At 65.0% G+C, this 12,573-nt stretch carries 7 protein-coding genes; all 7 read left to right on the forward strand.

Annotated elements, in window-relative coordinates:
• The first annotated feature begins 62 nt into the window (after positions 1–62).
• The 7 genes from ahcY (at position 63) to addA (ending at position 12,573) form a co-directional block, all read left to right on the forward strand.
• Positions 63–1,472 (forward strand): adenosylhomocysteinase, encoded by a 1,410-nt coding sequence (gene ahcY, locus SPHS8_RS03100; RefSeq protein ID WP_097091539.1) that lies wholly within the window; start codon positions 63–65, stop codon positions 1,470–1,472.
• A gap of 222 nt (positions 1,473–1,694) precedes the next feature.
• Complete coding sequence (locus SPHS8_RS03105) at positions 1,695–4,043, forward strand: PAS domain-containing sensor histidine kinase (protein WP_201513927.1); 2,349 nt, start codon at positions 1,695–1,697, stop codon at positions 4,041–4,043.
• Between the two features lie 13 nt (positions 4,044–4,056).
• Positions 4,057–4,494, forward strand: a complete 438-nt coding sequence (gene tsaE, locus SPHS8_RS03110) for a tRNA (adenosine(37)-N6)-threonylcarbamoyltransferase complex ATPase subunit type 1 TsaE (RefSeq protein WP_443018562.1) — start codon at positions 4,057–4,059, stop codon at positions 4,492–4,494.
• Complete coding sequence (locus tag SPHS8_RS03115) at positions 4,491–5,477, forward strand: aminoglycoside phosphotransferase family protein (protein WP_201514849.1); 987 nt, start codon at positions 4,491–4,493, stop codon at positions 5,475–5,477. The genes tsaE and SPHS8_RS03115 overlap by 4 nt, the downstream gene beginning before the upstream one ends.
• Positions 5,474–6,184: a nucleotidyltransferase family protein gene (locus SPHS8_RS03120; protein WP_201513946.1), complete on the forward strand. Its 711-nt coding sequence runs from the start codon at positions 5,474–5,476 to the stop codon at positions 6,182–6,184. The genes SPHS8_RS03115 and SPHS8_RS03120 overlap by 4 nt, the downstream gene beginning before the upstream one ends.
• Positions 6,177–9,152, forward strand: coding sequence for a double-strand break repair protein AddB (gene addB, locus SPHS8_RS03125; RefSeq protein ID WP_201513949.1), 2,976 nt, complete (start codon positions 6,177–6,179; stop codon positions 9,150–9,152). Before SPHS8_RS03120 ends, addB begins: the two co-directional genes overlap by 8 nt.
• Entirely contained in the window at positions 9,133–12,573 is a 3,441-nt protein-coding gene (gene addA / locus SPHS8_RS03130) for a double-strand break repair helicase AddA (protein WP_201513952.1), read from the forward strand. The genes addB and addA overlap by 20 nt, the downstream gene beginning before the upstream one ends.

Raw genomic sequence — 12,573 nt, forward strand, 5'->3', positions numbered from 1 at the left:
CATCGCCGCCGTCTCGTCATGCGAGCGGCTTCGGCACATTCTAAACCGATGGAGACACGCTCGTGGCCACAGCACCCGCCACCCAGGCGCAGGACTATGTGATCGCCGACATCAACCTTGCCGCGTTCGGCCGCAAGGAAATCGAGATCGCCGAAACCGAAATGCCCGGCCTCATGGCGCTGCGCGACGAGTTCGGCGCGGCAAAGCCTCTGAAGGGCGCGCGCATCACCGGATCGCTGCACATGACGATCCAGACCGCCGTGCTGATCGAGACGCTGGCTGACCTCGGCGCCGAAATCCGCTGGGCTTCGTGCAACATCTTTTCGACCCAGGATCACGCGGCCGCCGCGATCGCTGCGCGTGGCATCCCCGTCTTCGCCGTCAAGGGCGAGACGCTGGAAGAATATTGGGACTATGTCATCCGCATCTTCGATTGGGGTGACACGACCTGCAACATGATCCTGGACGATGGCGGCGACGCCACCATGTTCGCTCTGTGGGGCGCGCGTGTCGAAGCTGGCGAAGAACTGTTCACGCCCGGCAACGAGGAAGAGGAAATCTTCGTCGCGACGCTGAAGCGCTTCCTGGCCGAGCGTCCGGGTTACCTCACCAAGACGGTCGCCGCGATCAAGGGCGTCTCGGAAGAGACCACCACCGGCGTTCACCGCCTTTATGAACTGGCGAAGAAGGGCAAGCTGCCCTTCCCGGCGATCAACGTCAACGACAGCGTCACCAAGTCGAAGTTCGACAATCTTTATGGCTGCAAGGAATCGCTGGTCGACGCTATCCGCCGCGCCACCGACGTCATGCTCGCGGGCAAGGTCGCGTGCGTCGCGGGCTTCGGCGATGTCGGCAAGGGTTCCGCCGCTTCGCTGCGCAATGGCGGCGCCCGGGTGCTGGTGACTGAAGTCGATCCGATCTGCGCGCTGCAGGCTGCGATGGAAGGCTATGAAGTGGTGACGATGGAAGAGGCCGCTCCGCGCGCCGACATCTTCGTGACCGCGACCGGCAACGAAGCCGTCATCACCGTCGATCACATGCGCGCGATGAAGAACATGGCAATCGTGTCCAACATCGGCCATTTCGACAGCGAGATCGAAATCGCTGGCCTCAGCAACATGAAGTGGACCGAGATCAAGCCGCAGGTCGATGAGGTCGAGTTCCCCGATGGCAAGAAGATTATCGTCCTTGCCAAGGGCCGCCTGGTGAACCTTGGCTGCGCAACGGGTCATCCCAGCTTCGTCATGTCCTCGTCCTTCACCAACCAGGTGCTGGCGCAGATCGAACTGTGGACCAAGTCGGACCAGTATAAGAATGAAGTCTATGTGCTGCCCAAGCATCTGGACGAGAAGGTCGCGGCGCTGCACCTAGAGAAGCTCGGCGTGAAGCTGTCCAAGCTGACGCCCAAGCAGGCGGCCTATATCGGCGTGACGCCGGAAGGCCCGTTCAAGCCGGATCACTACCGCTACTAAGAAATTAAAAAGGGGGAGGCGAAAGTCTCCCCCTTTTTGAATATTTAGCACATCGTCATCCCAGCGAAAGCTGGGATCTAATGGAATGACGAGGGAACGGGCCGCTTGCAAGCAGCCGCGCATTTCTTCCAACTCCCCGCTTCACGCTGCCGTCCACTTGCGTTAATCCCCGGATAATCATGCAGAAGGGGCGCGGGTCGTGATGAGGGGTGAGCAGGCGCAATGACGTCATTGACCCCCTTTGCCGCGGTCATCTTGGGGATCGTTCTGGCCGTATGGTTGGCTGCCGCCGTCTGGGCCTTGTCGACCGGCCAGCGCATGCGGCGCGAAGGCACGCAGGTGCAGGGCAAATATGACCGCCTATCCAGCTTGCTCGCCTCGGCTCCCGCCGCGCCGGTCATCATTCATGCCGATGGCCGGATAGAGGCCGTTGACCGGCTCGCCAAATGGCTCGGCAAGGATCGCGTTCCCGCCTTCGTGTCGGAGTTGACTGCGCCCGATGGCGGTTTGGAGCCGGATGATGCATCGGCTCTCGCCCAGGAAATAGCGGCAGCGCAGCGGGCGGGGCGGAGCTTTTCACTCGCGGTGCGGGGTGAGGGTTCATCCCGGCTCTTGCTTGTTCGCGGGGCGCCTGCGGGCCCGGTGCTTGCCGAAAGCGGCGGCGTTGTGCTCTGGATATTCGACGCAACCGACAGCCAGTCGGAAATCCAGGCGCTGACGAGCAAGGTCGAACAGTTGCGCGACGCCCTGGAGGCGCTCGCCGGCTTGGTGGAGGCCGCGCCATTCCCGATGTGGCATCGCACGCCTGACATGCGCCTCAGCCTCGTCAACGCAGCCTATGTCCGCGCGGTTGACGGCCCGAGCGCCGCCGATGTCATCGCGCAAGGCACGGAACTGGTCGAAGCAATCGGCGGCCTCAGTCCGGAGGGGGCTGCGGAACAGGCACTGGCCGAAGATCGCACCGTCGAGCGCATGGTCCCTGCAACCATCGATGGCGAGCGCCGCACGATGCGGGTGGTCGACGTTCCGCTCGGCGACGCAGGCGTGGCCGGTTTCGCCATAGACCAGAATGAGCTTGAGCAAGCCCGCCTCGAACATCGCCGCCTTGAGGCGGCTCAGCGCGACCTGCTCGACCGCCTGTCCGCTGGCGTTGCGCGTTTCGGCCCGGATAGGACGCTGGGCTTCTGGAACCAGCCGTTCATGAGCCTCTTCGGCCTTGATCAGGAACATCTAGCCGACCATCCGGTGTTCGAACGGGTGCTTGACCGCATGCGCGAGGCCCGCCGTCTGCCGGAGCATCGCGACTTTCCCGCCTGGCGCGCGGAACGGCGTGACTGGTTCCTCTCGCCCGATCCGCGCGAGGAAAATTGGCTGCTCGCCGATGGCACGCACTTGCGCGTCTATGCGCAACCGCTGCCCGACGGCGGCTTGCTCCTGATCTTCGAGGATCGAACCGAGCAGGTGCAGCTGTCCAGCGCCCGCGACACGCTGCTCCGTGTGCGGACGGCGACCTTCGACAATCTCTTCGAATCCATCGGCGTTTTCTCTTCCGATGGCCGCTTGTCGCTCTGGAACAGCCGCTTCCGTTCGATCTGGGACATTTCCGAAGATCTGCTGGCGCAGCATCCGCGCATCGACGAGCTTCTCCGCGCGGTCCAGTCCCGCCTCGCCAAGCCACAGCAGGCCAATCTCGTCCGCGAACTGGTCCGCGCGGCGACCGTCGAGCGCAAGCAGCGCGTCGGCCATGTCGGTTTCGCGGACGGCCGCATTTTCGAATTCGCCGCCATCCCGCTGCCGGACGGCAATGCGCTCTTCACCATGCTGGACGTCACCGATAGCCGCCGGGTCGAACAGGTGCTGCGTGACCGCAACGAAGCGCTTGAGCAGGCCGATCGGGTCAAGACGGCATTCGTCACCAATATGAGCTACGAATTGCGCACGCCGCTCACCACCATCGCGGGCTTCGCCGAGATGATGAGCGCGGGCTATGCCGGGGACATCAGCGATGCTGCCAAGGAGTATGTCGATGGCATCCTCCAGAGCACCAATCGCCTCGCCATGCTGATCGACAATGTGCTCGACCTGACGCAGGGGGAAGCCGGGACGCTGCCGATCGATCGCGCGCCTGTCGACCTCGCGGCCTTGGCAGAGGAAAGCGTCGCCCGCATCAAGGGCGAGGCAATCGCGAAGGGCATCGACCTTGCCGTCTCCCTGCATGAAACGCTGGGACAGGTGGAAGGCGACAGCCGCCGGATCGGCCAGGCGCTTGACCATTTGCTCGAAAACGCGGTTTGCTACAGCGGCCGGGGAGCCCGCGTCTTGCTGCACGGCGACGGGAGCACCGCCTCAGCGCGGTTGGTGGTGTCCGACAATGGCCCTGGCATCAGCGCAAAACGCCGCGCCACGATCTTCGATGCGGCGGCTCGTGCTGAACAGGCGCGCAGCGGCGAAAAGGCCGGTATCGGCCTCCCCCTCGCCAAGCAACTGGCGGAAGCGCATGGCGGCAGCCTTGAACTGGTGTCGGAGCCGGGACAGGGCACCATGGCGGTGATCGAGATCCCCCGTGGCTGACCACAGCCTTATCATGCCCGACGAAGCCGCGATGCTGGCTCTGGGCGGCCATCTGGCCGACGTTGCGCGCATCGGCGACGTCATTGCGCTGGAGGGCGGGCTCGGCGCGGGCAAGACGACGCTGGCGCGTGGGATATTGGAAGGGCTCGGTCTGGAAGGCGAGGCGCCAAGTCCCAGCTTCGCGATCGTCCAGCCCTATGATGTGCCGGAGGTGAAGCTGCCCGTCGCCCATGTCGATCTCTATCGCCTCGACGATGCCGAGGAAGCAGAGGAACTGGCGCTCGACGAATATCTGATGGACAGCCTGCTGATCGTCGAATGGCCTGACCGCCTCGGGCCGGATGCATGGCCGCATGCGCTGCGGCTCCACATCGACATCGAACCCGATGGCGCTCGGCGCTTGACAGTCCGCGTGCCGGACGCTTGGACAGAGCGATGGTCGCAGATATGATCCCGCCCGCTTCCGCTCCCGCCTTCCTCTCAGCTGCGGGGTGGGAACATGCCGCGATCGTCCCATTGGCGGGCGATGCATCCTTCCGCCGCTACTTCCGCGTGATCGACGGCGCGCGCCGGGCCGTGCTGATGGACGCGCCGCCGCCGCACGAAGACCCGCGCCCCTTTATCGCAATCGCCGAACATCTGGTGGGACAGGGCTTCGCTGCCCCCGCGATCCTTGCTCGCGACCTTGAGCAGGGTCTGGTCCTTATCGAGGATTTTGGCGATTTGCGGGTCAAGGAACATCTCGACGATGTCCCCGCGGACGAGCTTGGCGTGTATCGCAGGGCGGTCGAACTGCTGGCCGATCTTCATCGCACGCCCGCCGCCGACCTGCCCCCCTATGATCGCGCGGTCTATCAACGCGAAGCGGGGCTGCTTACCGAATGGTACTGCCCCGCGATCGGCCTTCCAGTCGATGCGGAGGCCTATGTCCGCGCCTGGGATGCCGTGTTGCCGATCGTTGAGCAATCGGCCAGCCCCGCCGTCACGGTGCTGCGCGATTACCATGCTGAAAATATCATGCTGATCGATCGCCCCGAAGTGCGCGGGCTTGGCCTGCTTGATTTTCAGGACGCGCTTGCAGGGCATCCTTCCTATGATCTGGTATCGCTGCTTCAGGACGCCCGGCGCGATGTGCCGCCGGAAGTAGAAGCAGCGATGATCGTCCATTACAAGTCGATCGCGAACCCTCCGGCCGACTTCGATGCTGCCTATGCAGTGTTAGGTGCGCAGCGGAATGCCAAGATCATCGGCATCTTCACGCGGCTTTGGAAGCGGGACGGAAAGCCACGCTACCTGTCCTTCCTGCCGCGCATGTGGGACCTTCTGGAACGCGATCTCGCGCATCCGGCGCTTGCGCCCGTCGCGCAATGGTTCGCCGGCAATATACCAGCGGAAAAGCGACACCTCGCGCTTCAGGATCAGGCGGCGGCATGATCGACACGGCAATGCTGATGGCGGCGGGGCTCGGCAAGCGGATGCGCCCGCTCACCGCCACTCGGCCAAAGCCCTTGGTGAAGGTCGCGGGCAAGCCGCTCATGGATCATGCACTGGATCGGCTGTCCGCTGGCGGCATCCGCAAGGTGGTGGTCAATGTCCATTACCTTGCCGACACGGTCGAGGCGCACCTGAACGCCCATTCGAACGGCATGGATGTGTTGATCTCCGATGAGCGGGCAAAGCTGCTGGAAACCGGCGGCGGGCTCATCCATGCGCGTTCTCTGCTCGGGGACGATCCTTTCTTCTGCGCGAATAGCGACAATCTCTGGATCGACGGGCCGCAGGAAACACTGGGCATGATGCAGCGGATTTGGGACGCCGAGCGGATGGATGCCCTACTGCTGCTGGTGCCGCTCGCGCGCGCCCATTGCCATAGCGGACCGGGTGATTTCCACATGGAAGCTTCCGGACGATTGCGCCGCCGCAAGACGAGCCATGTCGCGCCCTTCGTCTTCACCGGCGTTCAAATCCTTTCGCCCAGCCTGCTGGTCGATCCGCCGTCCGATGTCTTTTCTACGAATATATTCTGGAATCGCGCCATAGAAGCCGGGCGCCTCTACGGCGTTTCACATCAAGGCCTCTGGTTCGATGTCGGCACGCCGCGCGCCATTCCTTTCGTGGAGTCGATGCTCGCCCATGGGTGATCACACCCGGCCCGCACTGTTCAATATTCCCGCCCACCGCGCCTTTTCCGACGCCTTGGCAGCGGGCATCATTGCGCAGCATGGCGGCGATCCGATGGCGCTGGCGCAGGGCATGATCCTGCTGCCTACCAATCGCGCCATCCGCGCCGTCAGCGACGCCTTCGTGCGCCGTTCAGGCGGCGGTCTGCTTCTCCCAAGATTGGTAGCGATCGGCGATCCCGATCTTGGCGAACAGGCGGGCGGCGCGCTCGATCCGCTGGCGGAGGGAGAGGCCATCCCGCCCGCCATCGCACCGATGCGGCGCCAAATGATCCTGGCGCGCATGGTTCAACAGGCATCCGGCCAGCCGATGGACGCCGCGCAGGCGATAAAGCTCGGTCAGGCGCTCGGCACCGTTCTCGACCAGATGCAGGTGGAGCGGGTGCCGATCACGGCCCTGTCCGATCTGACGCTTTCGGACGAACTGTCGGGACATTGGCAGAGATCGCTGGATCTTTTCTCCATCCTCATTCGGCGCTGGCCCGACGAACTGGCGCGGCTTGGCCTCATCGACCTTGCCGACCGGCGCAACCGGTTGTTCGACCGCCTCGCAACGCGCTGGGCTGAGCAGCCTCCATCCGGCTTCGTCATCGCCGCTGGCATAGCGACGACAGCGCCAGCGGTCGCAGGCTTGCTCCGGCGTATATCCGTCCTGCCGCGTGGCAGCGTCGTTTTTGCCGGTCTCGATCATGAAATGGATGAGGCGGCGTGGGAGGCGATCGGACCATTCGCCCCGGACTCCATCACTGGCCGAGCCCCGCCCGCCCATGAAACGCATCCCCAATATGCCTTGAAGCTCTTGCTCGATCGAATGAGCGCGACACGGGATGACGTCGCCTTGTGGCGCTGGGGCAGTGAGCATGACGCGCGCGCTGTCCGCAGCCGCAACATTTCGAACGCGATGCTTCCGCCGCGTCTGACCAGCCGTTGGCGCGACCTCAAGACCGCCGACCGCTCGCTCGGCGGAGTGGAGGCGCTAGAGGTGGCGACACCGGGCGAAGAAGCGCAGGCCATCGCCATCGCCTTGCGCGAAGCCGTGGAAATGCCGGGCTGCACTGCGGCGCTTGTCACGCCAGACCGCCAACTCGCCACCCGCGTGTCGGCGCATCTTGCCCGCTGGGGCATCGCCGCCGACGATTCCGCTGGCCTTCCGCTGTCGCGCCTGCCGCCGGGCACCTTGCTCATCGCGCTGGCCCGGACGGTTGCGGAACGCTTCGCACCCGTGGCGCTGCTTACGTTGCTCAAGCATCCGCTCGTCATGCGTGGGGAAGGGCGGCTGGCTTGGCTGGAAGGTGTGCGCGGGCTCGATCTGCTCCTGCGCGGTCCCCGCCCGCCCGCAGGTCTTGGCGGCATCGACCTGCTCCTCACCGAACGGGAGGGAGATGACCGGCAGCGGACCTTGCGCGCCCAGACCCGCTTTTGGTGGGCCGAGGCGCGCGCGCTCCTCGAACCGCTTGAGCAAGGCTTCGCCTCTGCCCCAACCTTCGCAGCACAACTCGCCGTGCTTCGTGAGCAAGCCAGCCTGCTGACGGCTGACGCCATCTGGGCAGGGGTGCAAGGTCACGCCGCCGCCGACCTGTTTGCGGAAATGGAGCAGGCGGCGGGGGAGGGGCCGCAACAGGCGGACATCCGTTCCCTGCCGACGCTGCTCGACCACATGCTGGGCGGCGCATCCGTGCGTCCGGTTCAGGGCGGCCATCCGCGTATCGCCATCCTCGGCCTGATCGAAGCGCAACTGGTGCAGGCCGACCTCATGATCCTGGGCGGACTTAACGAGGGCACCTGGCCCGGCCTGCCATCGCCCGATCCATGGCTCGCGCCCCGCATTCGCCGCGAGCTCCGTTTGCCGGGCCTTGAAACCCGCATCGGCCGTGCGGCGCACGATTTCGCCAGCGCATTGGGCGCGCCTCACGTCCTCATCACCCGCGCGCGCAGAGGTTCGGGAGGCCCTGCCATCGCCTCCCGCTTCTGGCTGCGTCTCAAGGCCATGGCCGGTCCACAATGGAAAAGCGCGGATCGCTACGGCGCGCTGGCGCAGGCTCTCGACCGGCCAGCGCGGCACGACCCCAGCCGCCGCCCGGCACCCGTGCCACCCGCATCCGTCCGACCCAAAATCATCCCCGTAACCGACGTCGACCGGCTGAAGGCCGACCCCTTCGCCTTCTACGCCAAGCGAATCCTGCGCCTCAACAGGCTGGACCCTGTCGATGCGGACGCAGGGCCGACATGGCGCGGCACCGCTGTTCACGAAATCCTGCAACATTGGGCGGAGGCCGGACGGCGCGATCCGGCCGATCTTGAGGCACGTGCCCGCGCCATGTTCGACCGGCCGGACGTTCATCCGCTGCTCAAGGCGCTGTGGCAGCCAAGATTGATCGAAGCCGTCCGGTGGATCGCGGCGGAAGTCGCCGCCGACCAGGCCGCGGGCCGCACTATCCTCGCGGTCGAAACGGACGGCCGCGCGGACATTGCTGGCGTCACCCTGACCGGAAAGGCCGACCGCATCGATCGCATGCCGGACGGCACGCTGGCCATCGTCGACTACAAGACTGGCAAGCCGCCGAGCGCCAAGCAGGTGAAGGCCGGCTATTCGCTCCAGCTTGGCCTGCTCGGCCTCATCGCCGAAAAAGGCGGCTTCCCTGCGATCACGGAGCCCGGCGCGGCCGGATGCTTTGAATATTGGTCGCTCGCCAAGAAGAATGATGCGTTCGGCTACCGGGAAAGTCCGGTCGATCCCATGGGCAAACGGGACAAGATCGTGACATCGTCTTTCACCGCACTCGTCCATGACTGGTTCGACAAGATAGCGGGCGATTATCTGACCGGCTCCGCGCCCTTCGACGCCCAGATCAATCCCGAAGTGGCCAATTACGGCGATTATGACCAGCTGATGCGGCTGGAAGAATGGTATGGCCGCGACGATGGCTAGGAAGACCTCCGCTCTCCAACCGCTCGCAGGCGCTCAGGCCCGCGCCGCGTCGCCGGACGCGCATGTCTGGCTTTCCGCGTCGGCGGGCACGGGCAAGACCCATGTCCTGACGGCTCGCGTGTTCCGCCTGTTGCTGCAAGGCGTCAGGCCAGAAAATATCCTTTGCCTCACCTTCACCAAAGCGGGCGCGGCGGAAATGGCCGACCGCATCCATGATCGCCTCGCCGCATGGGTCCAGATGGAAGAAGGCGAGCTGTTCGAGGATCTCGAAGCCCTGCATGAGGATAGCGGCCCGGAAGCACGCGACCGTGCCCGCCGCCTCTTTGCCGAAGTGCTGGAATCGACGGGCGGGGGCCTCCGCATCCAGACGATCCACGGCTTCTGCCAGCAGCTGCTGACCGCCTTTCCGCTCGAAGCCGATCTGCCCCCCGGCTTCCGCCCGCTCGATCAGCGCGAACAGGCGGCGCTTGCCCGCCAGACGCTCGCAGACCTTGCCGTCCGCGCGCAGGATCAGGGCGATGACAGCCTCATGGAAGCACTTCAGGCAATCAGCTTGCGTCTCGGTGAAGGCGGCGCTGAACAGTTCCTGCTGCGCTGCGCCGCTCATCTTCCTGCGCTGGAGCAACTGCCTGAAGACATAGCTCCATGGCTCTACCGCGAACTTGATCTGCCCGAGGGTGACGTCATGGCGCACCTCGCCAGCCAGTGCGAAGATGCGCAGTTCGACATGCGAACCCTTGCCTGGATCGCGCAGGCCAATGCCGATTGGGGCACCGGCCGCGCCCTCGAACGCTGCGACCGCATAGCCCGTTGGCGGGCGATGATCGCGCTTGAGCGGGCCGAAGCGCTCGCCGACCTGCACGGATCATGGGCCAAGGCCGATGGCGACATCATCTCGGCGAAAGGCTGGGTTCCCCCCATCGATGGTTATGGCGAGGCAAGCGCCCGCCTCCATTCCCGCTGCGCTGAGCTTCTGAGCCTCAAGGCGCTCGCCGCCTATGCCGATCTGCTCGCCCAGGCCCTCCACGCAGGCCGCGCCTATGCCCACGCCTATCATGAGGCCAAGCAGCTTGCCGGAGCCGTCGACTTTAACGACCTCATCGCCCGCACCGCCGACCTTCTGTCCCAGCCCGGCATAGCCGACTGGATCCGCTACAAGCTCGACCAGCGCATCGACCATATCATGGTGGATGAGGCGCAGGACACCAATGCGCCGCAATGGGCTATCGTGCGCAGGATTTCTGATGAGTTCTTTTCCGCCGAGTGGGAGCCTGGCGAGAAAGTCCGCACAATCTTCACGGTCGGCGACTACAAACAAGCCATCTTTGGTTTTCAAGGAACTAACCCGCAGAATTTCAGCCTCGCCAAACTGCTTTTTGAACGAGACTCTAAGCAGGCAGGACACATCTTCCACGATCTATCGCTCGAACGCAGCTTCCGCTCGACACCCGCCGTCCTCGACGTGGTCGATCAGACGATCGCGACGCTTAGCGCCGAGCGGCTGGGCCTGCGGGCTGGCGCCGTCCAGCATATCAGCGCCAATCGCTTCCCCGGAGAAGTGCTGCTGTGGAAACCCACAATCGCGGGCCTGTCCGAAGACACGGAGGGGGAGGAGGATTGGGCCGCCGATCAGGAACGGCAACTCGCTCAGAATATCGCGCGGCAAATCCGTCAATGGATCGATGACGGTATGATGCTGGAGAGCCGTGGCCGCCCGGTCACTGCTGGCGACATCATGATCCTCGTCCGCCGCCGTAGTGAGCTTGCACGGCTGATCGTCGCGCGTCTCTACGAGGAAGGAGTGGCCGTCGCCGGGATCGACCGCCTTCGCCTCAACGCGCCGCTCGCCGTGCGCGACCTGCTTTCCGCACTGCGTTTCGCCGTCCAGCCGGAAGATGACCTCAATCTCGCCGCGCTGCTGGTGTCCCCGCTGATCGGCTGGTCGCAGGATGATCTCATGACCCGCGCCATGAACCGGCGCGTCGGCCTGTGGCAGCATCTTACCCGCACGCTGGACGATGAGTTGCTCGCCCCGCTGCGCGCCTTGCTGACCCGCGCCGACCTGACCACACCCTATCGCTATCTTGAGTCCATCCTGTCAGGACCGATGGAGGGGCGCCGCCGCCTGATCGAAAGGCTCGGCATCGAAGCCGCCGATCCGATCGAGGAACTGCTCAACGCCGCGCTCACCTTCGAAGCGGACGACCATCCCTCCTTGCAGCGTTTCGTCGACTGGTTCGACCGTGGCGAGGTGGAGATCGTCCGTGACGCCGCCGCTCAAGGGGACTCGCTGCGGCTGCTGACGGTGCATGGGGCCAAGGGTTTGCAGGCGCCCGTCGTCATCTTGGCCGACGCTTGCCTTGATCCCGACGCGGGCGCGCGTACCGACTCGCTGGAATGGAACGGCCTGCCCATCCTCGCTCCGCGCAAGTCCGAACGGCTCGGCCCCATTGGCCAGGTTCTGGAAGAAGCCAAAGCCGCAGAACGGGAAGAGCATTGGCGGCTGCTCTACGTCGCCCTGACCCGCGCCGAGGAACGGCTGGTGGTCACAGGTTCGCTCGGGCCCCGCGCTCGTGGGATGGCACAACCGGAAAGCTGGTTCACCGCCGTCGAAAACGCGCTGGCCGCTCTAGGCGCGGATTGGGAGGATGATCCGCTCTGGGGCGCCTGCCGACGCTGGCAAGGGACCGAGGCGCTGCATCCCCGCGCACCCGAGAAGACCGCAGCCATCGAGAAGATCGCCACCGCCGAACCCGCATGGCTTCGCCAGCCTGCGCCCGAAGAAGCGCGGCCACCCCGGCCACTCGCGCCATCAGCGCCAGTGGAGGACGACGTGCCCTATCCCCCACCAACGCCCGCGATGAAGGCGGCAAGCGATCGCGGCCGCTGGCTTCACGCGCTGTTCGAGCGTCTGCCGGACGTCCCGCCGGGCGAGCGTCATGAGCGCGCCGACCGCTGGTTGGAGCAGCAGGGCGCAACCGACGCATCCTTGCGTCATGACGTCATCGCGCAGGCACTTTGCGTGATCGAGGATAGCCGTTTCGCCCCGCTTTTTGCGCCCGGCGCCCTTGCCGAAGCGCCGGTCGCGGCGGTGGTGGGCGACATGGTGATATCCGGCACCGTGGATCGGCTCTGCGTTGGCCCCGATCTGGTACAGGTGGTCGATTTCAAGACCGGACGCATCGCGCCGTTGGACGTCGATGAAGTTCCCACTGCGCATGTCCGGCAAATGGCGGCCTATGCCGCCGCCCTGCAAGTGATCTTCCCCGGCCGCAGGATAGAAGCCGCACTGCTCTACAGCAGCGCCCCGCGCCTCATCACGCTTCCGCCCGAACTTCTGGCAGCGCACAAGCCGGGCTTTTCGCCCGCGCAGGAGAATTTGCCGCTCTCACCCGTTGAGACGGATGCGTCACCATCCTAG

This window comes from Sphingobium sp. S6, assembly GCF_905120495.1.
In the GTDB taxonomy this organism is placed as follows: domain Bacteria; phylum Pseudomonadota; class Alphaproteobacteria; order Sphingomonadales; family Sphingomonadaceae; genus Sphingobium; species Sphingobium agri.